Origin of the sequence: Aquabacter sp. L1I39, from assembly GCF_017742835.1 — a bacterium.
Taxonomy (GTDB): domain Bacteria; phylum Pseudomonadota; class Alphaproteobacteria; order Rhizobiales; family Xanthobacteraceae; genus L1I39.
The window spans coordinates 2,145,439-2,169,513 of sequence record NZ_CP072392.1 but is presented as its reverse complement, the minus strand read 5'-3'; the positions used below and the strand labels follow the sequence as shown (position 1 = coordinate 2,169,513).

Annotated in this window: 20 protein-coding genes, 1 tRNA gene and 1 pseudogene; 11 read left to right on the top strand and 11 right to left on the bottom strand. The window is 66.7% G+C overall.

Going from position 1 to position 24,075, the window contains the following annotated elements; all coding sequences use genetic code 11:
• The first annotated feature begins 35 nt into the window (after window positions 1–35).
• From uvrB to J5J86_RS09450, 6 genes are all read left to right on the top strand, one after another.
• Window positions 36–2,681, top strand: coding sequence for an excinuclease ABC subunit UvrB (uvrB, locus tag J5J86_RS09475; RefSeq protein ID WP_209104628.1), 2,646 nt, complete (start codon window positions 36–38; stop codon window positions 2,679–2,681).
• 338 nt (window positions 2,682–3,019) lie between these two features.
• Complete coding sequence (locus tag J5J86_RS09470) at window positions 3,020–3,910, top strand: DUF3313 domain-containing protein (protein ID WP_209104627.1); 891 nt, start codon at window positions 3,020–3,022, stop codon at window positions 3,908–3,910.
• 147 nt (window positions 3,911–4,057) lie between these two features.
• Complete coding sequence (locus J5J86_RS09465; protein ID WP_209104626.1) at window positions 4,058–4,576, top strand: DUF2478 domain-containing protein; 519 nt, start codon at window positions 4,058–4,060, stop codon at window positions 4,574–4,576.
• Window positions 4,577–4,932: 356 nt separating this feature from the next.
• Window positions 4,933–5,388, top strand: coding sequence for a hypothetical protein (locus J5J86_RS09460; protein ID WP_209104625.1), 456 nt, complete (start codon window positions 4,933–4,935; stop codon window positions 5,386–5,388).
• Window positions 5,389–5,479: 91 nt separating this feature from the next.
• Window positions 5,480–5,737: a hypothetical protein gene (locus J5J86_RS09455; protein ID WP_209104624.1), complete on the top strand. Its 258-nt coding sequence runs from the start codon at window positions 5,480–5,482 to the stop codon at window positions 5,735–5,737.
• 241 nt (window positions 5,738–5,978) lie between these two features.
• Window positions 5,979–6,671, top strand: coding sequence for a class I SAM-dependent methyltransferase (locus J5J86_RS09450; protein ID WP_209104623.1), 693 nt, complete (start codon window positions 5,979–5,981; stop codon window positions 6,669–6,671).
• A 3-nt stretch (window positions 6,672–6,674) separates the two neighbouring features.
• Here J5J86_RS09450 and J5J86_RS09445 read toward each other — a convergent pair whose 3' ends face one another.
• Window positions 6,675–7,109 (bottom strand): GtrA family protein, encoded by a 435-nt coding sequence (locus tag J5J86_RS09445; protein WP_209104622.1) that lies wholly within the window; start codon window positions 7,107–7,109, stop codon window positions 6,675–6,677.
• A gap of 195 nt (window positions 7,110–7,304) precedes the next feature.
• On the opposite strand from J5J86_RS09445, the gene carB reads away from it, so the two are divergent.
• Both carB and greA read left to right on the top strand, forming a co-directional pair.
• Window positions 7,305–10,661 carry a carbamoyl-phosphate synthase large subunit gene (gene carB, locus J5J86_RS09440; protein ID WP_209104621.1) on the top strand — a complete coding sequence of 1,119 codons (3,357 nt, stop codon included), beginning with the start codon at window positions 7,305–7,307 and terminating at the stop codon, window positions 10,659–10,661.
• A 378-nt stretch (window positions 10,662–11,039) separates the two neighbouring features.
• Window positions 11,040–11,513 carry a transcription elongation factor GreA gene (gene greA, locus J5J86_RS09435; RefSeq protein ID WP_209104620.1) on the top strand — a complete coding sequence of 158 codons (474 nt, stop codon included), beginning with the start codon at window positions 11,040–11,042 and terminating at the stop codon, window positions 11,511–11,513.
• Window positions 11,514–11,591: 78 nt separating this feature from the next.
• Here greA and J5J86_RS09430 read toward each other — a convergent pair whose 3' ends face one another.
• A complete protein-coding gene (locus J5J86_RS09430; RefSeq protein ID WP_209104619.1) occupies window positions 11,592–12,086 on the bottom strand; it encodes an Lrp/AsnC family transcriptional regulator in 495 nt (164 codons plus the stop codon).
• A 227-nt stretch (window positions 12,087–12,313) separates the two neighbouring features.
• Between J5J86_RS09430 and trxB the strand changes: the two genes are divergently transcribed.
• From trxB to J5J86_RS09415, 3 genes are all read left to right on the top strand, one after another.
• Window positions 12,314–13,273, top strand: a complete 960-nt coding sequence (gene trxB, locus J5J86_RS09425) for a thioredoxin-disulfide reductase (RefSeq protein WP_209104618.1) — start codon at window positions 12,314–12,316, stop codon at window positions 13,271–13,273.
• Window positions 13,274–13,386: 113 nt separating this feature from the next.
• A complete protein-coding gene (locus J5J86_RS09420; protein WP_209104617.1) occupies window positions 13,387–14,277 on the top strand; it encodes a LysR family transcriptional regulator in 891 nt (296 codons plus the stop codon).
• A gap of 964 nt (window positions 14,278–15,241) precedes the next feature.
• Window positions 15,242–15,916, top strand: a complete 675-nt coding sequence (locus tag J5J86_RS09415) for a M15 family metallopeptidase (RefSeq protein ID WP_209104616.1) — start codon at window positions 15,242–15,244, stop codon at window positions 15,914–15,916.
• A 151-nt stretch (window positions 15,917–16,067) separates the two neighbouring features.
• Here J5J86_RS09415 and J5J86_RS09410 read toward each other — a convergent pair whose 3' ends face one another.
• The 9 genes and pseudogenes from J5J86_RS09410 to fdxH all read right to left on the bottom strand — a co-directional run bounded on the left by J5J86_RS09410 (window position 16,068) and on the right by fdxH (window position 24,071).
• Entirely contained in the window at window positions 16,068–16,472 is a 405-nt protein-coding gene (locus J5J86_RS09410) for a hypothetical protein (protein WP_209104615.1), read from the bottom strand.
• Window positions 16,459–16,923 carry a hypothetical protein gene (locus J5J86_RS09405; RefSeq protein WP_209104614.1) on the bottom strand — a complete coding sequence of 155 codons (465 nt, stop codon included), beginning with the start codon at window positions 16,921–16,923 and terminating at the stop codon, window positions 16,459–16,461. Before J5J86_RS09405 ends, J5J86_RS09410 begins: the two co-directional genes overlap by 14 nt.
• 60 nt (window positions 16,924–16,983) lie before the next feature.
• A tRNA-Sec gene (locus tag J5J86_RS09400) sits at window positions 16,984–17,079 on the bottom strand.
• A gap of 183 nt (window positions 17,080–17,262) precedes the next feature.
• Window positions 17,263–19,080 (bottom strand): annotated as a pseudogene (selB, locus tag J5J86_RS09395) (selenocysteine-specific translation elongation factor); the annotation flags it as partial.
• A complete protein-coding gene (locus J5J86_RS09390; RefSeq protein ID WP_209104613.1) occupies window positions 19,077–19,913 on the bottom strand; it encodes a tetratricopeptide repeat protein in 837 nt (278 codons plus the stop codon). The gene J5J86_RS09390 and the pseudogene selB, both read right to left, overlap by 4 nt.
• The gene (gene selA / locus J5J86_RS09385; RefSeq protein ID WP_209104612.1) at window positions 19,900–21,327 is read right to left on the bottom strand and encodes an L-seryl-tRNA(Sec) selenium transferase; all 1,428 of its coding nucleotides are present in this window, start codon (window positions 21,325–21,327) and stop codon (window positions 19,900–19,902) included. Before selA ends, J5J86_RS09390 begins: the two co-directional genes overlap by 14 nt.
• Window positions 21,328–21,334: 7 nt before the next feature.
• Window positions 21,335–22,267, bottom strand: a complete 933-nt coding sequence (fdhE, locus tag J5J86_RS09380) for a formate dehydrogenase accessory protein FdhE (RefSeq protein ID WP_209104611.1) — start codon at window positions 22,265–22,267, stop codon at window positions 21,335–21,337.
• Window positions 22,268–22,437: 170 nt separating this feature from the next.
• Window positions 22,438–23,133 (bottom strand): formate dehydrogenase subunit gamma, encoded by a 696-nt coding sequence (locus tag J5J86_RS09375; protein WP_209104610.1) that lies wholly within the window; start codon window positions 23,131–23,133, stop codon window positions 22,438–22,440.
• The gene (fdxH, locus tag J5J86_RS09370; RefSeq protein WP_209104609.1) at window positions 23,130–24,071 is read right to left on the bottom strand and encodes a formate dehydrogenase subunit beta; all 942 of its coding nucleotides are present in this window, start codon (window positions 24,069–24,071) and stop codon (window positions 23,130–23,132) included. The genes J5J86_RS09375 and fdxH overlap by 4 nt, the downstream gene beginning before the upstream one ends.
• Between the last annotated feature and the right edge of the window lie 4 nt (window positions 24,072–24,075).

The following is a 24,075-nucleotide window of genomic DNA, read 5'->3' as shown; positions in this document are numbered from 1 at the left end:
TTCCATCGTTCCCGTTTCGCCCCCATATTGGCGCCATGGCCAAAGCATCCCGTCCCGGCAAGCTCGGCGAGCGTTCCCAACGCCATTTCGAGCCCGCCCCCGTCCAGAGTCTCGATCCCGCGCTCGCCGCCTCTCTGGGGCTGGCGCCCGGGGATCTCTCCGGCGATTTCCAGTCGGCGGGGGCCTCCGCCACCGTTGCAGCGCTGGGACAGCTCATTGAGAAGGGTCGGCCGGAAGTGAACGGCCAGACTTGGGTGCCCCATCGCCCGCCGCGCCCGGAGAAGAGCGAGGGCGGTGTCCGCTTCGAGATGAAGTCGGATTTCACTCCCTCCGGCGACCAGCCTCAGGCCATCGCGGAACTCTCGCAGGGTGTCCGGAACGGGGATCGCGACCAGGTGCTGCTGGGTGTGACCGGCTCCGGAAAGACTTTCACCATGGCCAAGGTGATCGAGACGCTGCAGCGCCCCGCCATTGTGCTCGCGCCCAACAAGACCCTTGCTGCGCAGCTCTATGGCGAGTTCAAGAGCTTCTTTCCCGACAATGCGGTGGAGTATTTCGTATCCTACTACGATTACTACCAGCCGGAAGCCTACGTCCCCCGCACCGACACTTATATCGAGAAGGAATCCTCCATCAACGAGCAGATCGACCGCATGCGCCATGCGGCGACCCGTGCCTTGCTGGAGCGGGACGATGTCATCATCGTCGCCTCGGTGTCCTGCATCTATGGTATCGGCTCGGTGGAGACCTATTCCTCCATGACCTTCAAGCTGGAGGTGGGGGAGCGCATCGACCAGCGCCAGTTGATCGCCGATCTGGTGGCGTTGCAATACAAGCGTATCCAGTCGGACTTCGCCCGCGGCACCTTCCGGGTGCGCGGCGATAATATCGAGATATTCCCCGCCCATTATGAGGACCGCGCTTGGCGCGTCTCGCTGTTCGGCGACGAGGTGGAGAGCATCGCCGAGTTCGACCCGCTCACCGGCCACAAGAGCGGGGACATGAAGTCCATCAAGGTCTATGCCTCATCGCACTATGTGACGCCACGCCCGACCTTGATCCAGGCCATTTCCGGCATCAAGAACGAGCTGCGCATGCGGCTCGACGAGCTCAACCGCATGGGCCGCCTCTTGGAAGCCCAGCGCCTGGAACAGCGCACGCGCTACGACCTGGAAATGATGGAGGCCACGGGTTCGTGCGCTGGCATCGAGAATTATTCCCGCTGGCTCACCGGGCGCAAGCCGGGCGAGCCGCCGCCCACTCTGTTCGAGTATGTGCCGGACAATGCCCTCGTCTTCATCGACGAGAGCCATGTGACCGTGCCGCAGATCGGCGCCATGTATCGCGGCGACTTCCGCCGCAAGGCAACGCTGGCGGAATACGGCTTCCGCCTCCCGTCTTGTATGGACAACCGGCCACTGCGGTTCGAGGAATGGGAGGCCATGCGCCCGCAGACGGTCCATGTCTCCGCAACCCCCGGCGGCTGGGAGATGGACCAGACCGGCGGCGTCTTCGTGGAGCAGGTGATCCGCCCCACCGGCCTCATCGACCCGCCGGTGGATGTGCGCCCCGCGCGCACCCAGGTGGACGACCTCTTGGGCGAAGTGCGGGCGGTGGCCGCCAAAGGCTATCGCACCCTCGTCACTGTGCTCACCAAGCGCATGGCGGAGGATCTGACCGAGTATCTCCACGAGAACGGCATCCGCGTGCGCTACATGCATTCGGACATCGACACTATCGAGCGCATCGAGATCATCCGCGACCTGCGGCTTGGTGCCTTCGACGTGCTGATCGGCATCAACCTGCTGCGCGAGGGCCTCGATATTCCCGAATGCGGGTTGGTGGCCATTCTCGACGCGGACAAGGAAGGCTTCCTGCGCTCGGAGACCTCCCTCATCCAGACCATCGGCCGCGCGGCGCGAAACGTCGATGGCCGGGTCATCCTCTATGCCGACCATGAGACCGGCTCCATGCAGCGCGCCATGGCGGAGACCCAGCGCCGCCGCGAGAAGCAGGTGGCCTATAATACCGAGCATGGCATCACGCCCGAGAGCGTGAAGAAGGCCATAGGCGACATCCTCAACTCCGTCTATGAGCGCGATCACGTCCAGGTGGATGCGGGCTTTGCCGAGGAAGGCGCCGCCTTCGGCCATAACCTCAAGGCGGTGATGGCGGACCTGGAAAAGCGCATGCGGGCGGCGGCGGCCGATCTCGACTTCGAGCAGGCGGCGCGCCTGCGTGACGAGATCAAGCGCCTCCAGGCCACCGAGCTTGCGGTGGCCGACGATCCCATGGCCCGCCAGGAGGCGGTGGACGACCGCACCGGCGGCTATCGCGGGGCGCGAAAGTACGGCAACGCCGCCAACGAGCCGCCCAAGGCGTCGGGTAGGGCGGCGGGCAAGGGCCGCGGCAAGGCCGGCGCATCCGCCAACCCTGGCGCGGAGGATGGCCAAGCCCGTTACACGCCCGCTGGCGGGCCGCGCGAGATGGGCGAGATGCCGCTTCACGCCCCCAAGCCTTCCGCCTCCAAGCCTTCTTCCCGGGTGGCCAAGCCTTCCCTGGACGATATGGGTCCTGGCACTGACCGGGCCGAGCCCCTTTCCGCCTTGGACTTCCGGCCCGGCCCGCGGCCGGATCCCGGAACGAAGGGCTACCGCAAGGGGGGGCGGCGGAAAAACTGACGGCCGCCTGCTGGCGGTCAATGAGCGCGGCTGCGCCCGAACGGGACGGGGTGTTCCTCCGGTCGGTTGGCGGGCGGGGCGCCTGCGGGCTGGATGGCCTCGGAATCGTGGCGACAGGCCGCTCCTCCTCTTCGCCCGCCCGGACCGCGTCACGCGGGATCGTCGCGCGCGAACGGATCTGGGGATGGCCAAAAGCGCATCGCCGCCGCCTTCTCCTACCTCCGACGCGTGCGAGATTGGGCCGTACTTCCGCCGCAATCCTTGACAGCTATGGCATTGCTCGCGCTTGGGGTCGGCTTGCGCGCGTTCTGGCTGATTTTGACGCATAGGACGGTTTCATGCCGGCGCCCCTGACGTTTCGCGGAGCCCTGCGCTTCGCGCTTGCCCCTTTGTTTCTCGCAGGATGTGCCACAGCCCCATTGGATGAGGCCGGGACGCTCTCCTCTTATTCCGGCCTGACTCAGGCCGATGGACTCCTCGCCAAGTCCAAGCTGCGCGTGGACAAGGAAAGCGTCCTTGCGGCCAAGACCGTCCGCCTCGTGCCGACCGCTTTCTCGCCGGCGGTAAAGTCCCAAGGCATCTCGACCGAACAGCGCAAGCTCGTGACCAATGCGGTGGATCGCTCGCTTTGCGCCGGCCTGAGCGAGCGCCTGAAGGTGGTGTCGGGCTCCGAGCCGGCGGACCTCACGGTTCATGCGGTGATCACAAACATGGCTGCGACCGATCCCAATGCGGTGGCTGCGACCAAGGCGGCCTCCGTGGCGAAATCGGTGCTGCTGCCCGGAGTTCCTGTTCCCACGCCCCGTCTGCCCATCGGCCTCGGCAGCCTCTCCATCGAGGCGGAAGCCGTGACGCCGCGCGGAATACAGGAGGCGGCGATGGTGTGGGGCCAGGGTGCCAATGCCCTGTCCGGGTCGGCGCGCATCTCCCAGGTGGGCGACGCCTATGACCTTGCCGCAACCTTCGGGGATGATTTCAGCAAGCTGGTGGTGACAGGCGAGAGCCCGTTCCAGAAAATGTCGGGGCCACCTTCCGCGGAGCGCGTTCAGGCCTGGGCGGGGGGCGCCCCGAAATATGCGGCGTGCGAGGCGTTCGGACGGGAGCAGGGCGTCGGCGGACTTTTCAGCAGTGCCGTGGGACTGCCTCCGGAATGGACCGACAAGGGGGCGGGCTCTTCGGCGGCGGCAGGCGCTGCAAATGCCGAGGCGCCGCCTCCGGCGGGGCAATAGGCGGGTGGGGGGCGCGCGTTGCCGCCGCATCCCAGTCTCAGCCCCTGCCTTCGTGTCTCACCTCTGCGCCGATGCCAGGCGAAACCATCGCTGGTATAGCTATGCCCAGGGACGACCGCGGTGGCGGGGTGATGGAGGGGCCGGGCCATGACGAGCCAAGCGCGGATTCTGGCCCTCCAGGGAGCAGATCGCGGGGGCGTCCGCCGTGTGCTGGCAGACGCCGTGCAGCGCTTTCGTGCTCGCGGTCTTCTCGTTCTGGGCGCGGTGGAGACCCTGCCGAACCCCGATGATCCCGACGATGTGCACCTTCTGGATCTGGCGAGTGGGGGCCAATACCCGCTCAACCAGAAGCTTGGCCCAGGCGCTGCCGGGTGCAGCCTGGACCCCGAGGGCCTCGCCGCCGCCTGTGCGGCGGTGCAGGCTTCCATCGCCCGTCTTGATGGCGGCGAGGAGAGGGCTCTGGTCATCCTCAGCAAGTTCGGGCGGCAGGAGGCGGAGGGGCGCGGCCTGACCGACGCGTTTCACGCGGCGGTCCTCGCGGACCTGCCCATCCTCACCTCGGTCTCCCCGGCCGTTGCAGCCGCTTGGGCGGACTTCGCCGGTCCGATGGCGCGATTTGGAGGAATGTCCCCCGATGAGATCGATGCCTGGTTCGATGGCATCTGAACCGCACGTCTTCGGTGATTGAGGTCAAGTATCTGGCTCGCCTTGTTCTCTTCGGCTAAGACTGGTGCCGGGCCGGAGGGAGAAAAGGCATGTCCATTCACGCTTGGCAGGTTGGCGGAGCAGGGAGGCATTTGGTTTTGGCCGCGAGCCTTGCCGGGCTTCTCACTGGTTGCACGTCTTCGCAGGGTCCAAGTTGGGGCACCGCTACGGTAACGGAAACTGATCCGTGGGGCGCCTATGAGGCGGTCGTGAATGTACCTGCTCCCACCGCCGGGCCCCGGGTATTTCAATGTTCGGGGCCATGGGCCCCGACGACAACCGAAGTCAATCTCATCGCCGATTTCGGCGCACAAGCCATGAGCCGCGCCGATGTGCAGCAGCCCGGCGGAGGCTCCTCTCCCGGTTCGGTGCTGCTGGCCGGTGATCCAAAGCTGCGCGTCGATATCGCGTGGGCGGATGCCATCGGCTACACCACGCCGACGCGCGTGGCGTTCACCGATGAGAGCGCCTGGAGCGTCGCGGGTGTCAGTATCGGCACGTCGATCGTCGATGTGCAGAAAGCCAATGGGCGCCCCTTCCGCATCGTCGGCTTCGGCGGCGACAATGGCGGCGTGGTGACTGACTGGCAGGGCGGGCGCCTCGCCAGCATTCCCGGCCCGTGCCGGGTGGGTGTGCAGTTCGCGATCTCCGCCACCGCATCGGATTCTGCTCAGGCAAAGGCCTCCGGGCCGAAGGTATATTCGTCCTCGGATCCGGCGATCCGCGCCTTGAATCCGACTGTGGGTCTATTTTGGGTCAACTATAAATGGTGATTGTGGTCCGTTAAATTCCTGTAATGCCTAAAACTTGCCGCAAGTACGCCACAATGGCCCGTGCGGATTGTCGTGTTTATGGAGGCAGGATATGGCTAAGGTTATTTCGCGCGGCGCAGTTCTTGGTTTCGCTCTCGGGATGGGCGTCGCGCTCGCCGGCGGCGCGGCGATCACCTCCGCGGTGGCCTATCAGGGGGACATGGAAGCGGCCCTGGAGCAGCTCCGCGGCGCCCGCGCCAGCCTGGAACGGGCCACTCCGAACAAGGGCGGGCACCGCGAGGCGGCCATGGGGCTGATCGATCAGGCCATCGTGCAGGTGAAGGAGGGCATCGCCTTCGCGGCGCGCTGACGCCAGAGGGCGCAGGCCCTTTGCGGTCTATGGGATAGAGTGGAGCCGGAAGGGACTGTCCCATCCGGTCTTTTCTTTGTTGGCGCCGTAGGGGCTTCGACTTGAGTGTGGCTGGAGCAGCCCAGGGTTTTAGGGCAAGAGGGCGCCCCGCAACGATGCGCGGTTCCGACGCTGGACAGCCCGTTCCATTCCATCGCATGACTTGCCGCTGAACCGGGCGCGGGGCCGGACGAGGAACGCAATGGACTGGATCTCCTTTTGGGACGGCAGCCACGCCATCTATACAAGCGAGCGGCACAAGCAGGTCCATTATGCCCGCATCGCCGCCGACATTGCCCGCTTCGTCCCCCACCCCCAGGCGCGCGTGCTCGACTATGGCTGCGGTGAGGCGCTGGGTGCGCAGGCGCTGGCGCAGGCCTGTGGCCAACTGACGTTGAGCGATGCCGCCCCCGGTGTTCGCCAGGGCCTGAAGGCACGCGTTGCCGGCAATCCGCGCATCCACGTTCTCTCGCCGGAGGAAGTGGCGGCCCTGCCGGAGGGCAGCTTCGATCTCATCGTCGCCAATTCCCTCCTGCAATATCTTTCCCCGCAGGTGCGCGATGACCTGATGGCCACCTGGCGGCGGCTCCTTGCGCCAGGCGGCACGCTGCTGGTCGCCGATGTGATCCCGCCGCATGTGAGCGCGGTGCGGGACGCGCTCGCCCTTCTGCGCTTCGGGGGGGCGGAGGGGTTTCTCGGCTCGGCCGTGCTGGGCCTGGTGCGCACCGTCTTTTCGCCCTATCGCAAGCTGCGCGCGGACCTTGGCCTGTCCCAATATAGCGAGGCGGCGATGCTCGACGTGCTCGCCAAGGCGGGATTCACCGCGCGGCGGGTGCGGCCGAATGTGGGGCACAATCAGGAGCGCATGGCCTTCACTGCAAATCGCGCGCCGTAAACTTTATCGCGCGGATCCGCGGGCGCTCTTGTCGGCAAAGGCCCACAGGCGGTATCCGGAGAAAGTCCAGCACAGGACCAGCCCGCTCGTGAGCGCTTGCGCCAGCAGGTAGAAAATACCGAGCCGGTGGGTGAAGAGGTCCATCAGCACCCCGTTCAGCACGAAGGCGACCCCTGCAACCGCAAAATAGCGGGGCAGGGCGCCCGCATGGGAGCGGCTCGACTGGAAGGTGAAGCTGCTGTTCAGCGTGTAGGTGACCAGGGTCCCCACCACGAATCCGACCATGGACGCGGCCACCGGACCGAGAATCTCCCACTCCACCAGCCCGCCCAGCACCAGGAAATGCGCCACGAAGGCGGTGGCGCCCACGGCGACGAAGATGGCGAACTGCGTGATGAGGTGGCGGTTCTCCGAAAGGAGGCGCTTCAACAGGGACATGAGGCCGGAGGCTCCGCACAACGGGACGATGGTCTTCCGTCGCGTTGAATTATGGTCTAAGGAAGCCAGATAGCGCGCCGGGCGAAGAGAATTCAACGCCGCGACGCCACCTCTGCCGTCGAACGACGGAAAATCAATCCACAGGGGCGCGTGACCCGCGGCCCTTTTTTTGCGCCCGTCGAGCGCCAGCGAGACATGCCGAAACGCACTGACCTCGAAACCATCCTCATCATCGGCGCCGGCCCCATCGTGATCGGGCAGGCCTGTGAGTTCGATTATTCCGGAACCCAGGCGTGCAAGGCGCTGAAGGAGGAGGGTTACCGGGTGGTCCTGGTGAACTCGAATCCGGCCACCATCATGACCGATCCGGACATGGCGGATGCGACTTATATCGAGCCCATCACCTCCGAGATCGTCGCCAAGATCATCGAGAAGGAGCGGGGCGACCGCTCCAAGGGCTTTGCGCTCCTGCCGACCATGGGTGGCCAGACGGCGCTGAATTGCGCCCTGTCGCTCAAGAAGGACGGTGTGCTCGATCGCTTCGACGTGGAGATGATCGGCGCCACCGCAGAGGCCATCGACAAGGCCGAGGATCGCGAGCTGTTCCGCGAGGCCATGACCAAGATCGGCCTCCTGACGCCCAAGTCCCGCCAGATCAAGAATCTCGCCCAGGCGCTCGAAGCGCTCGACGAGGTTGGCTTGCCGGCCATCATCCGCCCGTCCTTCACCATGGGCGGCACGGGCGGCGGCATCGCCTACAACAAGGCCGAGTTCATCGAGATCGTGGAGCGGGGCATCGACGCCTCGCCCACCAATGAGGTCCTGATCGAGGAAAGCGTCCTCGGCTGGAAGGAGTATGAGATGGAGGTGGTCCGCGACAAGGCGGACAACTGCATCATCATCTGCTCCATCGAGAATCTCGACCCGATGGGCGTGCACACCGGCGATTCGATCACGGTGGCCCCGGCGCTGACGCTGACCGACAAGGAATACCAGATCATGCGCGACGCATCGCTTGCGGTGCTGCGCGAGATCGGCGTGGAGACCGGCGGCTCCAACGTGCAGTTCGCGATCAACCCCGAGGACGGGCGGATGATCGTGATCGAGATGAACCCGCGCGTGTCGCGGTCCTCGGCGCTGGCCTCCAAGGCCACCGGCTTCCCCATCGCCAAGGTCGCCGCGCGCCTTGCGGTCGGCTACACGCTGGACGAGATCGAGAACGACATCACCGGCGGCGCCACCCCGGCCTCGTTCGAGCCGACCATCGACTATGTGGTCACCAAGATCCCGCGCTTTGCCTTCGAGAAGTTCCCGGGCGCCGAGCCGACTTTGACCACGTCCATGAAGTCCGTGGGCGAGGCCATGGCCATCGGCCGCACCTTCCAGGAGAGCCTCCAGAAGGCGCTGCGTTCGCTGGAGACGGGCCTCACCGGCCTAGATGAGATCGAGATTGGCGGCCTGGGCGCCGGCGACGACAAGAATGCCATCCGCGCCGCGCTCGGCACCCCGACGCCCGACCGCCTGCTCTATGTGGCGCAGGCCATGCGCCATGGCATGAGCGACGAGCAGATCCATGCGGCCTGCAAGATCGATCCCTGGTTCCTGGCCCAGATCCGCGGCATCGTCGATGCCGAGGACAAGGTCCGCAAGTTCGGCCTCCCCAAGACCGCCGGCCTGCTGCGCGGCCTGAAGAGCCAGGGCTTCTCGGACGCCCGTCTCGCCTCGCTCGCCGGGATCACGCAGGCCGAGGTGCGGGCCCATCGCCACGCGCTGAACGTGCGTCCGGTCTATAAGCGCATCGACACCTGCGCGGCCGAGTTCGCCTCGCCCACCGCCTACATGTACTCCACCTACGAGGCGCCTTTCGGCGGCGCGATGGCGGACGAATCCCAGCCGTCCAGCGCCAAGAAGGTGGTGATCCTGGGTGGCGGGCCGAACCGCATCGGTCAGGGCATCGAGTTCGACTATTGCTGCTGCCATGCGGCCTTTGCCCTCAAGGATGCGGGCTATGAGGCCATCATGGTCAACTGCAATCCGGAGACGGTCTCCACCGACTATGACACGTCGGACCGGCTCTATTTCGAGCCGCTGACCGCCGAGGACGTGCTGGAGCTGATCGACCGCGAACGCACCGCCGGCACGCTGCATGGCGTCATCGTTCAGTTCGGCGGCCAGACTCCGCTGAAGCTGGCGCGCGCCCTTGAGGCGGCCAACGTTCCGATCCTCGGGACCTCGCCGGACGCCATCGACCTCGCCGAGGATCGCGACCGCTTCAAGACCCTGCTTGAAGAGCTGGAACTGCGCCAGCCCGCCAACGGCATCGCCTATTCGGTGCAGCAGGCGCGTGATGCCTCTGCCGCGCTCGGCTTTCCGCTGGTTGTGCGTCCGTCCTATGTGCTGGGCGGCCGGGCCATGCAGATTCTGCGCGAGGAGCACCAGCTCGGCGACTATCTCATGGACACCCTGCCGGGCCTCGTCCCCCACGAGATCCGCGCGCGGTTCCCGAACGACAAGACCGGCCAGATCGACGCGGTGCTGGGTGAGAACCCGCTCCTGTTCGACCGCTATCTGTCGGACGCCATCGAAGTGGATGTGGACGCCCTGTGCGACGGCACGGACGTGTTTATCGCCGGCATCATGGAGCATATCGAGGAGGCGGGCATCCATTCCGGTGACAGTGCCTGCTCGCTGCCCCCGCACTCGCTCTCCCGCGACACCATCGATCGGCTGGGCGAGGAAACCCGCGCGCTGGCGCTGGCGCTCGGCGTGGTCGGCCTGATGAACGTGCAATATGCGCTGAAGGACGACGAGATTTACGTGCTCGAAGTCAATCCGCGCGCCTCGCGCACGGTGCCCTTCGTCGCCAAGGTGATCGGCACGCCGATCGCGAAGATCGCGGCCCGCGTCATGGCCGGCGAGCCGCTGTCCGCCTTCAATCTGGAGCGGGCCAGCGTCAGCCATATCGCGGTGAAGGAAGCGGTGTTCCCCTTCGCCCGCTTCCCGGGTGTCGACACCGTGCTCGGCCCGGAGATGCGCTCCACCGGCGAAGTGATGGGCCTCGACACCGATTATGGCGTCGCCTTTGCCAAGAGCCAGCTGGGTGGGGGCACCAAGGTGCCCAAGGCCGGCACCGTGTTCGTCTCCGTGAAGGAGAGCGACAAGGCGCGCATCCTGCCCTCGATCCGCGTCCTGATCGAGCTCGGATTCAAGGTGATCGCCACCTCCGGCACCCAGCGCTTCCTGGCCGAGAACGGCATCGAGGCCGGCAAGATCAACAAGGTGCTTGAGGGCCGGCCGCATATCGTCGACGCCATAAAGAATGGCGACGTGCAGCTGGTGTTCAACACCACGGAAGGCGCGCAGGCCTTGTCCGACAGCCGCTCGCTCCGGCGCGCGGCCCTCTTGCACAAAGTGCCGTATTACACCACGCTGTCGGGTGCCATCGCGGCGACGCAGGGCATCAAGGCCTATGTGGGCGGCGACCTGAAGGTCCGCGCCCTGCAGAGCTATTTCGATGGCACACAGGCGCCGGGCGTAAGCCGGGCGGGCTGACATCCAGGACTGTGGCCGGGAACAGGCATTCCCCGGCCGGAGTTCGTTCCGCGCAGATGAAGACAGTCCGCGCGGGACGATTCAAGGCTGTCATGTGGTTATGAAGGTTGCCGGCTACATGCTGAATGGAACGACCCATTCGGCAGACTGCCGGCGCAGGGCGGCCGCGGAACGCGGCCGATAGCATGGGACGATCGAGCGGCGTCGCGCCGCCCGTCAGGCGCTGGCTGAAAGGCGGCGACCTTGGCGGGAGGTGCGGGGTCGCTTTGTTCCGTTTGAAATGTCGGTTGGCGCCCTCGCTTCTACGGGAGGCCCGCCACCATCATTCAACGCCGCCCCAGGCGGGGCGGCGGTGCGAGGAGGTCTCGAGCAGGACCCATGGAGAAGATTCCCATGACGGGGCACGGCTACGTTGCCCTGGAAAACGAATTGCGGCATCGCCAGCAGGTGGAGCGTCCGCGCATCATCAACGCCATCTCCGAGGCGCGGGCGCACGGCGACCTGTCAGAAAATGCGGAATATCACGCGGCGAAGGAGCAGCAATCCCTAAACGAGGGTCGCATCGCCGAGCTGGAGGATAAGCTCTCGCGCGCCGAGGTCATCGACGTCAGCAAGCTGTCGGGCGATACGGTGAAGTTCGGCGCGACCGTGACCTTGGTGGACGAGGACACGGAAGAGGAGAAGGTCTGGCAGATCGTCGGCGACAGCGAAGCCGATGCCAAAGCGGGACGGATCTCCATCTCGTCTCCCGTGGCGCGCGCGCTGATTGGGAAGAGCAAGGGGGCCAGCGTCGAGGTGGTGACCCCGAAGGGGCCCCGGTCATTCGAGATCGTATCGGTCCGCTGGGTCTGATCTGAAGCCTGTTTGGCCGCCGGCGGGTGTCATCCGCCGGCCGGCCTTCGGTTGGGGGAGGCGCACCTGGCTCAGACCTTAGCGCGAGGGCGCCGCCTTTGCCGTTTCCGGCACCAGCGGGACGATGGGCGCATTCTTCGTTTGCCCCAGCGATAGCGCCGTCTTGACGTTGCGCACATTGGGCGCGGCGGTGATTTCCAGCACGAAGTTTTGGAAGGTCCGCAGGTCCGGCGCCACGCACAGCATCAGGAAGTCCACGTCGCCCGAGAGCATCCATGCGCCGCGGACCAGCGGCCAGCTGTCGATGCGTGCCTGGAAGGCCGTCAGGTCCGCCTCCGCTTGGCTAATGAGGTGCACCATGGCGAAAGACATCAGGTCATAGCCAAGGCGTTTCTCGTCGAGCAGCGCCCGGTAGCCCTGGATGATGCCCTCCTCCTCCAGCGCCCGGACGCGCCGCAGGCAAGGTGGGGCCGAGATGCCGACCCGGCGAGACAGCTCCACATTGGTCATCCGGCCGTCCAGCTGGAGCTCGGACAGGATCTTCCAGTCCACGGCATCGAGATGAATGGTCAAGGTGGTCCTCCCGCGGAAAGCGTCGGCACCTTAGTGCAGGCTTTCGGCAGTGCAACGAAATAATATTTCGTGATCGCGCCCGCACCCTTGCGTGAACCTCTCGCCTTGTGATGGTGCGTGCCAGACCCTACATTGACGCATGGCTCGTAGCCGGCTCGGAGCGGAAGCGTCGGACATTCCGACGCACGGAAACCGCCTGGCGCGACGCCTGTCGTTTCGAGGTTTTCATGCCTGCCCAACATGTAAAGGTCGTCATCATCGGCTCTGGACCGGCCGGCTATACGGCTGCCATCTATGCGGCGCGAGCCATGCTTGAGCCCGTCCTGATCGAGGGCATCCAGCCCGGCGGCCAGCTCACCATCACCACGGATGTGGAAAACTACCCCGGTTTCGCGGATGTGATCCAGGGCCCCTGGCTCATGGACCAAATGCGCGCCCAGGCGGAGCATGTGGGCACCCGCATCGTCTCCGACCATGTGAACGCCCTGGATCTCTCCCGGCGCCCGTTCCGCCTCACCACCGATTCGGGCCAGGTCTATGTGGCAGAGACGGTCATCCTGTGCACCGGCGCGCAGGCCCGCTGGCTCGGGCTGCCATCCGAGGAGACGTTCCGGGGCGGCGGCGTGTCCGCCTGCGCCACCTGCGACGGCTTCTTCTATCGCGGCAAGCATGTGGTGGTGGTGGGCGGCGGCAACACCGCGGTCGAGGAGGCTCTGTTCCTCACCAATTTTGCCTCCCGGGTCACCTTGGTGCATCGCCGCGACAAGCTGCGCTCCGAACGCATTCTGCAGGATCGGCTGTTCGCCAATCCCAAGGTGAGTTTGGTGTGGCATGCGGAAGTCGCCGAGATTCTCGGCGAGGCCGAACCGCCCCGCGTCACCGGCGTGCGGCTGCGCGACGTGCGCACGGGCGCCCTGAGCGAGTTGCCGACGGACGGCGTGTTCGTTGCCATTGGCCATGCGCCGGCCACCAGCCTCGTGGAAGGTCAGGTTCAGCTCAAGTCCAACGGCTATGTGTGGACCGAACCGGATTCCACTGCGACGTCGGTACCCGGCCTTTTCGCCGCCGGAGACGTGGCCGATGACGTGTTCCGCCAAGCGGTTACAGCCGCCGGGCGCGGCTGCATGGCGGCGCTCGAGGTCGAGCGTTTCCTTGCCGCGCAAGAGGTGCAGGCCGCCGCGGAATAAAGGTTTGGGCCGCGCCGCGGCTCAGCGGCGGTGCGGACCATTTTGGTTTTTGAAAAGACAGATCCGGGCGCCGCAAGATGGCGTGCTGTCCCGGGCCCAGGGGGCACGCCAGGATGGATTGGGACAAGCTTAAGGTTTTCCATGTCGCGGCCGAGGCGGGCTCCTTCACCCATGCGGGTGAGACGCTGGGGCTCTCGCAATCGGCGGTGAGCCGGCAGGTCTCTGCCCTGGAGCAGGAACTGAAGGTTCCGCTCTTTCATCGCCATGCCCGCGGCCTCATTCTCACCGAGCAGGGTGAACTGCTCTACCGCACGGCGCACGAGGTCTTCCTCAAGCTCGAATCGGCCCGGGCCCAGCTCACCGACAGCCGGGAAAAACCCAATGGCGAGCTCAGGGTGACCACCACGGTCGGCCTTGGTACCCATTGGCTCACCGCGCGGGTGGGCGAGTTCGTGGAACTCTACCCGGACATCCGCATCCAGCTGATCCTCACCGACGAGGAGCTGGACTTGGCCATGCGCGAGGCGGACGTGGCCATCCGCATGCGCCAGCCGGTTCAGCCGGACCTGGTGCAGCGCAAGCTCTTCACCGTGCATTTCCATGCCTATGCCTCGGCCGACTATATCAAGCGGCACGGACATCCCCGCGGCGTGGACGAGCTGGACAAGCACCGGATCCTTTTGCTGGGCGGGCCGATCCCGAGCTATTTCCAGGGCCTGAACTGGCTGGAGCATGCCGGGCGCGATGGCGGGGCGCCGCGTGTGCCGGCCTTCGAGGTGAATTCGGTGCTCGGCCTGCGTCGGGCGGTGGAGCGCGGTGTCGGCATCGGCACGCTGCCGGACTACCTGACGGATGATGCCTCCTCCCTGGTCCAGCTGTTTACGGATCGGGAGACGCCTAAGTTGGAGGCATATTTCACCTATGCTCAGGAAATGCGCTCGGTTGCCCGCATCCAGGTCTTCCGAGACTTCCTCATTTCCAAGGCGCAGCGCTGGAATTACTGATTTGTGTCAGCGGGGCGCCGAACGGCGGTTTTGCACCGCACAGAGCTAAGCGTTCGGGTCATGCCTGACATGCGGTCATTTCGCATTGCATTATGCCTAAGGTGAGGGCATTGTGTTGATGCGCTGCTTGCACCTTGTGCGGTGCAGCAGCTGTTCCCCTCTGGAAGGTTCGCCGCTCTGCGGCGATACTTGCCGGGCCTCGAAAGAGGTCCGGCATTTTTCTTTTTGCCCGCAGCGCAACGGCGGGCAATCCTCTGCGGAAATTCAAGTGGTCCGGCAGTTTTGTCCGTCGTCGGCAAGAAGAAGCGCCGGCTTTACCTGACGCCCGGAACCTCTCGGGCCATGGCGCGTTGGTGCTGACTTGAGAGTGTCCGGCGCCTGCGCCAGACCCCATTCCCGATCAGCCCGGAGGCACGTCTGTGATCGCCACACCCCATTTCCGCCTGGCTGCCTCCATTCCAGGCAATGACCCGATCCGCCCGCCCGAGGTTCCCGTGCCGCCGCCGGCGCCCTTGGAGGATCCTCCGCTGCCGCCGGAACCCAACACGCCCGGCCTGCCCCCGCTGCCGGAGGGAGATCCGTCCCGCGAGCCACGCCGCGAGCCTGAGCCGACCCCCCAGCCCTTGCAGGATCCCCGTCCGCGGCCGCAAGATCCGGTGCGCAGTGTGCATCTTCTGGCCTTTCGGTCAGACCTCTGGGTCGGCTAGAGCAGGTCCAGAGCGAAGTGGGCGCCGGTTCGCGTGACGGAGATGCGTTAAAACAAGAAGACAGAGGGCGGTGGCGTTTCCAAGCTGAAGCGGTCTGGGCTGACAGATCGTTCGCGTGTCTCCATGCCGCTTCTGCCTTTCATGGACACGTTGCGGCGCAGCATCTCTTTGTTTTCATGCATATGTATGGTGCAAGCTGGTTCCCTCGCCACGCGCAAATGCTCTAGGCTCGGTGCATCTGATCCGGGAGCAGGCGAATGAGCGCGAGCGAAGAGACGGCCCGTGAGCCGCAAGCCCTTGCGAGCGCAGTGGTTCTCGATGCACCTCCGGCGGAGTTCCGAGATGTGGGCGAGGTGCTGGAGCGGGCGCGATTCGATGTCCGCTATCACGGCACGGACAATTTCGTCGGTGCGCGCATTGACGGCTACGAGGCGCCCCGCTGCTTCCTCACCCGCCCCGCTTGCGAGGCGCTTTCGGACGTGGCACGGGCTTTGGAGCGGGAGGGTTTGTCCCTTCTAATCTATGATTGCTATCGCCCAGCCCGCGCCGTTGCTCACTTTGCGCGCTGGGCGGCGGATGCGGCCGATCTCCGGACGCGGGCGGAGTACTATCCGGACCTCCGCAAGGCCGACCTTTTCGCGCTGGGTTATATCGCCGCCCGGTCGGGGCATTCGCGGGGGTCGACCCTCGATCTCACCTTGGCGGATCTGAAGACGGGCGCGCCGCTGGATATGGGAACGCCGTTCGACCTGTTCAGCGAGAGATCATGGCCCGATTCCCCGGATGTCACGGCGGAACAGAAGGGAAATCGCGATTTCCTCGCTGACGTGATGGGGCGGCACGACTTCGACCCCTTTCACATGGAATGGTGGCACTTCACCTTGCGGGGCGAGCCGTTCCCCGACACTTATTTCGACTTTCCCATCCGCTGAAGAATGTCCCAAACTTATTAAATTATAATGGCTTATGCTAGAAGGCGATGCCATCAGATTGAATCAATCTGATGGGTGAATCGTCCTCTAACCCATTGATAGAGAATGCGTGATCCGATCAGATGGCGATGCCATCTGATCGGCGCATGCTCTATTGGGTGGGGACTTTCTCCACCATCAGCCGCCGGCCCCACAGGTCGAACAGCTGGCCCTCGTTCAGCACCAATCGATCCTCCCGCACCCGCGCTTCCAGGGCCCGGAGCTGGCTGCGGGCTTCGGGGTTGGGGAGGGGGCCGTCTACGGGGATGAAGGCGGCGCCGTCCCAGGCGTGCCCGGAGCCGGCCAGGAGGGCGGCCATCTGGGGCCAGGTGACGTCGTCGCCGAGCACGTTGAGGAAGGTGGAGGCGAGCGGGGTGATTTTCGGTTCGGTAATTTTCACCAGTAGAATCAACGCGGTGAAGGCGTCGCGGGCAGCGAACTCCACGTGCAGCCAGTCCTCGAAGTCGCTTTCCGACGACCGCTTGCGGCGGCTGGACCGGCCCTTAGAAATCGACACGGGGCGTCTCCGGCATATAGTGTTCAAACAGGTCCCAGAAGCTGCTCTCGCGCGTCTCGGCGTACCAATTCTCGAAGTCCGCCAATGCTTTGGCGGGATCGTTGAGGTCCTCATTCTCGCCCCCCGCCTCAGCCTGGGCAGCCGCGTGCAAGGCGCGGGCGAGGGGGGCGAATTGGGTCAGGACTTCGGCGCGGGCGGGCGTCTCCTGGTCCCAGCCGAAGCGATTGCGGATCAGGGAAAGCGCTGCGATTTCAGCGGCTTCTGGGCTCTCGGCTGAGGCCGCTGATGTCGCCACCAGGCGCAGGAAGTTGGCTCGGCGATGGGCCTCGGCGCGGGCGTGGGCGAGGGCGGCAGCCCGGGCCTCCATCTCGGCCCGGAACCGGCCTTCTGCCGCATCAGCCTCTTGGGCACGGCCGGCAAGCGCGGCCAGGAAGTCTGTGGCGCGGGTCATTTCGGCCTTTCCAGTCAAAGACTTAGTAGGGTGTCAGCGCTTCCTTGCGGGGGCGGGGGATGGCGGAAGAGAGTGGGAGTCGAACCCACCAAGGACCGGCTCGCGGCCCCTCCCGGATTTGAAGTCCGGACGCCCCACCAGGGACGCTTCTCTTCCATCGGCCGGAGCCGAAATCGGCGCAACCACAACGCCTTGCGGCGCGGTATCATCGTCGCTGGGCTGACCCTTCGCCGGCCCATCATCTCCTGGCGTGCGGAAGAGGTCCAGCCGGTGGCGATTGATTCGGCGCAGATCTCCACGGCGCAGGGTCACCCCGTGGCGATCGAAAAACTCCAGGATCTGGATGGCCACTTTTCGGCCATTTTCCACTTGGTCGCGAAACTGAGCAGCGCTGAACTCCCCGTGATCTCGGCTTAGGCGCACCAGAATGTCCACCATCTCCGCCGTTGTTCCTCGGAGGAAGAAATGGTCGTGCGCGATCTCGTCCACGCGGCCCATCCGGCCGAGCAGACGCAGCATGCGCCGCATGTCCAGCTCGGCTTCTGCGAGAGCGGCGGCGAGGTCGCGGACCCGGGGCGGACGGAAGCGCTCGGGGCCGCCGATGAGGGGGGCGACCGCCGCCCACAGGGCTTCGTCCTTGGGGGTGAGGCGCACCTCGAAGCCGGCGCGGCGCACCCAGGCCCCATCCAGGCTCACCAGATGGTCGGCCATGAGCCGGCGGAGCGCGGCGCCGAAGGCGGGGGCGGGCAGGCGGGGCTCGATCTGGAGGCGCAGTTTCTCCTGGCCGATGCCCGGCAGGTCGGGATGGGCGAGGTGGAAGGCGTCGAGGGTAGCCAGCGTCGCCTCCCGCACGGCGGTCCAGGTGGCGGGGGCCACCACCAGGCCGTCGGCGGTGAGCGGCACGAGGCCGAGGGTGGCGACGAGGACGTCGGCGGCGCTGGCGCTGAGCGCCCGGTCGCGGGTGAAGGCGGCCAGGTCCAGGAGGTAAGGCGGAGTCGCCAGCAGGGCGGCCACCGCCGCGGCGGGGTCGGTGAGGGCGTGGGCGGCGAGCTGGGTGAGGCGCTCGGGCGTGCGGCGCTTGCGGGCGGGGCCGCGCAGATCCAGGAAGCGGCCGCCGCCCACGGTGCGCTGGGCCGAGGTGTCGCGGATCACGAAACGGTCACCAGCGGCGGCCGCGATGGGGCGCTCGGTGACCAGCTGCACCAGGCCGCTGGCACCGGGGGCAATGGGATCGCCCAGCAGCACCACGCGGGCGGCCACATCCACCGAGGCGGTATGGAGACGCACCGGGAACCACTGGCCCACGGGCTTCAGCTCGCCGGGCAGCACCTTCAGCGTGGCGTCCAGATGGTCGGCGGGGGCGTGGAGGGTGGCATCAACAATCACGTCGCCCCGGACGATGGCCTCCTTGGCGATGGCTTCGCCCGCAAGGTTGAGGCCGCAGCGGTCGCCGGCTCGGCCTTCCTGCGCCGGGGTGTCCTGCGCCCGGATGGAGCGCACGCGGGCTTCGAGGCCGGTGGGGCTCACCACCACCCTGTCACCCACTTTCACCGTCCCGGAGAGCACCGTCCCTGTCACCACCGTGCCGGCGCCGGCCAGGGTGAAGGAGCGGTCCACGGCGAGGCGGAACCGCCCGTCGGCAGCACGGTCCGCCGCGTGCCGGGTCGCTTCCACCAGATGGGCGCGCACCGCCTCCACCCCCGCGCCGGTCACCGCCGAGACGGGGAGAATGGGGGCGCCCTCCAGGCTGGTGCCGGCGAGCGCGCCTTCAATCTCGGCCGTGACCTGACCCAACCGCTCGTCGTCCACCAGGTCGGACTTGGTGAGGGCCACAAGGCCCCGGTCGAGGCCGAGCAGGTCCAAAATGGCCAGATGCTCGCGGGTCTGCGGCATCAGGCCGTCATCGGCGGCCACCACCAGCAGCACGAAATCAATGCCGGTGGCGCCCGCCAGCATGGTGTGGACGAAGCGCTCATGGCCGGGCACGTCGATGAAGCCGAGCGTGCCCACACCCTCCACCGGCAGATAGGCAAAGCCCAGGTCGATGGAGATGCCCCGGGCCTTCTCCTCCTTCAGGCGGTCGGTCTCAACGCCGGTCAGCGCGCGCACCAGCGCGCTCTTGCCGTGGTCGATATGGCCGGCCGTCCCGATAATCATGCGCCGGCGGTCTCCACCTGCGGGGCGGGCAGAGGCTGCTTGGCGCGGCGTACCGCCTCGGCGGCGCCCTCGGCGGTCAGCGCGCCGCGCACGGGCTCCAGGAAGGGGGCGGCGAGGCCGCTGCCGGCGGCTTCCGCCCGCAAAAGCCATTCATAGGCGGCCACCGGATCGCGCGGAACGCCGGCGCCCAGATGATAGGCGGCGCCCAGCATGGCCTGCCCATCCGCATCGCCCCGCTCGGCGCCCATGCGCCACCAGCGGGCGGCTTCCATCGGGTCGCGCGTGGTGGCCAGCGCATTGTGGGCCATCATGCCCAAGCGTGTCATGGCGGTGGCGATGCCCTGCTCGGCGGCGGCCAGCGCCCAGCGCCGCGCCTCGCGGGGATCGGTGGGCATGACCTCGCCTTCCAGCAGCATCCAGCTGAGCATATCCTGCGCCGGCCCATCGCCCTGCACGGCGGCGGAGCGATAAAGCTCGGCGGCATGGGCATAGTCCTGCGGCACGCCCTCGCCCTTGAAATAGAGGGTGGCGAGGTTGCGCTGGCCCACGGGGTCGCCCGCCTGGGCGGAGGCGGCGAGCCAGCGGCGGGCCAGCTCCATGTCCTTCTCGATGCCGTAGCCTTCGGAGAAGCAGGCGCCGATATTGTTGGCGGCGCGGGCATTGCCCATGCGGGCGAGCTTTTCCCACACATCGAGGGCGGTGTCATAGTCTCCGGTGCGCGCGGCTTCCAGCGCGCGGGCCATGGCGGCGTCCTGGTCGGTGAGGTCGACCGGCTTGTCGTCCGGCTTGGTGTCGGCGGATTTGCGACCGAGGAGGCGATCAAGCCAGCCCATGGCGATCCTCCCAGGCGGCGAAGGTGGCAAGGAAACCGGCTTCGTCCTCCAGGCACCGCAAGTCGAGGAGGAGGGCTCCATCTTCCATGCGGCCGATAACGGGCACCGGAAGGGCGCGCAGGCGGGTGGCGAGGGCGTCCAGCTTGCGGCCGGAGCCATCCACTGGCGCGAGCGCGAGCGCGAGGCTGTCGAGGGTTTCCAGCGGCAGCGCCCCGGAGCCGATCTGGCTGCGGCAGGGCCGGGTGGTCACGGTGAAGGCCGGCCCCAGCTGCTCGGCGAGGGCCGGTACGAGGCGCGCGGCCAAAGGCGCCATTTCAGCGGGGGTGCGGGCGAGAAGGCGGAGTGTCGGCAAGCGGGCGGCCAGCCGGTCGGGATCCTGATAGAGTTTCAGCGTCGCCTCCAGGGCGGCGAGGCGGATCTTGTCCACCCGCAGCGCCCGCTTCATGGGATTCTTGTTGATGCGCGCGATGAGATCGCGCCGGCCGACAATGAAGCCGGTCTGCGGCCCGCCCAGCAGCTTGTCGCCGGAGAAGGTGACGATATCCGCCCCCTCCGCCACGCATTCGCGCACGGTGGGCTCGTGCAGCAGGCCATGGTCGGCCAGATCAATGAGCGTGCCGGAGCCGAGGTCATTGAACAGCGGCACGCCCGCTTTGTGGGCGATGGCGGAGAGTTCCCGGGCGGGGACTTCCTTGGTGAAGCCCTGGATGCGGTAATTGGAGGTGTGCACCTTCACCACGAGGCCGGTTTCGGCGCCGAGCGCGCCCTCATAGTCGCGGGCATGGGTGCGGTTGGTGGTGCCCACTTCCACAAGGCGCGTGCCGGCCCGCGCCATGATGTCGGGCATGCGGAAGGCGCCGCCAATCTCGATCAGCTCGCCGCGCGAGACGATGCTGTCCTTGCCCTGCGCGAGGGTGTTCAGCACCAGCAGCACGGCGGCGGCATTGTTGTTGACGACGGTCGCATCCTCCGCGCCCGTGAGGTCGCACAGCAGGCCGCGCACATGGTCGTCCCGCTCGCCGCGCTTGCCGCCATCGAGGGCGAATTCCAGCGTCACCGCCTGCCGCATGGCGCGGGTGGCGGCTTCCACGGCCTCCTCCGCCAGCAAGGCGCGGCCGAGATTGGTGTGCAGCACCGTGCCGGTGAGGTTGAAGACCGGGCGCAGGCTGGGTTGGGCCTGCGCGGCAAGGTGTGCCGCAATGGCGCGAGCGAGGGCGCCGAGGCCCTCGCCTTCGGGGAAGGGCAGGGTGCCGGCGCGCAAGGCCGCCCGGGCGGCGTCCAGGGCCGCGCGGGCGGCGGCCACCACGGGCGCCCGGCCATGGCGGGCCACCGCCTCGGGCGCGGCGGAGAGCAATTGGTCCACGGAGGGCAAGGCGCGCAAGGCGCCCGCGAGAGCGGGTTTCAGCTCGGTCATGGCCGCCTCAATAGCCGAGCAGGAAGGGATTGAAAGCGCCGCGCCGATAGGGGCCGTTCTTCATCAACAAATCGAGGGCGAGGCTCGCCACATCGTCCGCCAGCGGCTCCACCAGCGGGTCCTTGGATTGGTACATGACCTTCACATAGCCATGGCAGCTGTCGCACGTCTCCGCCTTCACGGCGCCGGAAGAGCCCTCCACCTCCTGGAGGCCGATGCCCTTGGTGGAGCCGCACAGCACGCAGCGCACCCGCACATGGTTCCACCAGGTGCCGCAGAGCGAGCAGGCGCAATAGCGGGCGCCGGCAATCTGCGGCCAGTCCACCACCACGCTGGCGGCCGGCGGGCCGCCGCAGGTGGGGCACACGCCCTGGCCCACTTCCACAAGGCCGGCCTCGTCGAGCCGCGCGGCGAGCCGTGCGAAATGTACCTGGAGGGCGGCGGCCACATAGACATGCTCGGCCAGCGCCTCCATGGGGATGGAATCGGCGAGCACATTGCGCACCAGAGCATCGCGGCCGGCGGGATCGGCGGCCTTCACGCGGGCGAGCGCGGCGGCGGCGGGAGCGGGCTTGTCGAGGCCCTCCAGCTTGGCGAGCAGGCGGTCCAGGGTCGCCTCGAAGGCGGGATCCTGGGTGAAGCGGGTGCGGTCGAGCGGCGGCATGCCATAGGCGCGCGCGCGCTCCAGGGTCTCCGCATCCGGCCCTTCGGGGGCGGGGAGGGGCGCGCTCTCATCGTGCTGGATGGCGTGCTGGGCGCTGGCGATGCCGGCCAGGAAGTTCAGATAGGCAGCCAGCATGCTGTCTTCGGTCAAGGCGGCGAGGCGGCGGGCGCGGATCTCGAACAGCGACAAGGGGGCGGGGAGCCGCGCGAAGGGCGGCTGCGGCACGCCGCCGATGACGCTCGGATCGGGCAGGACGGCGCTCGGAAAATCGGACATGGGGACCTCACGAACCTCACGGGTCACGTGGCTGGAAACGGGGCGCCCGCCAGGGGCGAACGGGCCATGCGCCACATTCGGTCCGTGGGCCGGCAATTCTATGACGCTTGGTCAGGGACTCTTGGTCAGTGCACGGACGAGGCGACGCGATGCCCCTCGTCCGTGAAGGCTCATTCCGCCGGCGAGGGCGGCTTGCCGGCGCGGCGGGTGGAGACCAGCTCGCGCAGCCATTTGCGGTGATGGCGCCAGGCCCAGCCGCCGGTGACCTGTCCCTTGGTCATGGCGGAGATGGTGCCGCGCACCCAGATGGCCGCATAGACGTGCACGATCCACACGCAGATGATGGCCACCGCCGCCAGCGCATGGACGAGGATGGCGATGCGCTTCTGCTCGATGGTGGTGAAGGCGTAGAAATACTGGTCCCACACCACGAAGCCGCTGGTGATCAGCACGATGATGAGCAGCGACATGCCCCAGAAGACGCCCTTCTGGCCGGCATTATACTTGCCGACTTCGGGCAGCCGCTCCTCATGCCCTGCGATCACGTCGCGGATGCGCGCGAGCCAGGTGCCGTCTTCCCGCTTCCACAGGTTCGCCTTCCAGAAGCGCAGGAAGAGACCGGCGAAGGAGAAGAACAGGACCACGCCGATCCAGGGATGGATGGCGCGGGTCCACTGACCGCCCCCGAAGAGGGCGGTCAGGAAATAGAGCTTGGGCGTGAACAGGGCCATGCCGGACAAGGCCAGCAGGATCAGGCTGATGGCCGTCACCCAATGGTTGATCCGGGCGCCCAGCGTGTAGCGGTCCACGGTGACCGGATGGCCCTTATGGACGCTGTCGCCCTTTTCCAGATCATAGGCGCTCATGAGCGGTCACTCCCCGTGAGCTTCTCGGCATTCGCCTCGTCCTCCTCGGAGACCCTGTTGGGGCCGGCCACCACGTGGTGGACGAAGCCCACCGCCGCGGCGAGACCGATGGCGGCGAGGCCCACATATTTGGTGACACCCTTCCAGGCTTCCACCAGCGGGCTGATATGCGGGTCCTTGGGCAGGTTCGCATAGATCTGCGGCTGGTCGGCATGCTGGAGCACATACATGACATGGGTGCCGCCGACGCCCGGGGGATCATAAAGGCCCGCATTGGCATAGCCGCGGGACTTCAAATCCTTGATGCGCCCGTCCGCCCACTTCTTCATCTCGTCCTTGGTGCCGAACGCGATGGCCTGGGTGGGGCAAGCCTTGGCGCAGGCCGGCCACTGTCCCACCGCCACGCGGTCGGAGCACAAGGTGCATTTGTAGGCCTTGTTATCGACCTGCGAAATGCGCGGGATGTTGAACGGGCACCCCTTCACGCAATAGCCGCAGCCGATACAGTTCTCGTGGACGAAATCCACGATGCCGTTGGAATATTGCACGATGGCGCCGGGCGCCGGGCACGCCTTGAGGCATCCCGGATCCTCGCAATGCATGCAGCCGTCCTTGCGGATCAGCCATTCCAGATTATCGGTCTGCGGGTTCACCCATTCGGTGAAGCGCATGAGCGTGAAGGTGTTGGGCGTCAGGTCCGGCGGGTTGGTGTAGCTGCCGTTGAATGTCCCGATCTCCTCATGGAGATCGTTCCATTCCAGGCACGCCGCCTGGCAGGCCTTGCAGCCGATGCACTTCGACACGTCGATGAGCTTGGCCACTTCGGTCTGCCGCGGGGAGGCCGGCGTGATGGTGGACGCCGACTTCCGGATCAGATCCTGCTCCCCGAACTTGGCCGGTGTCGCGGTGATCGGGGGATTTGGGGCTGGGGGAAACATGGTT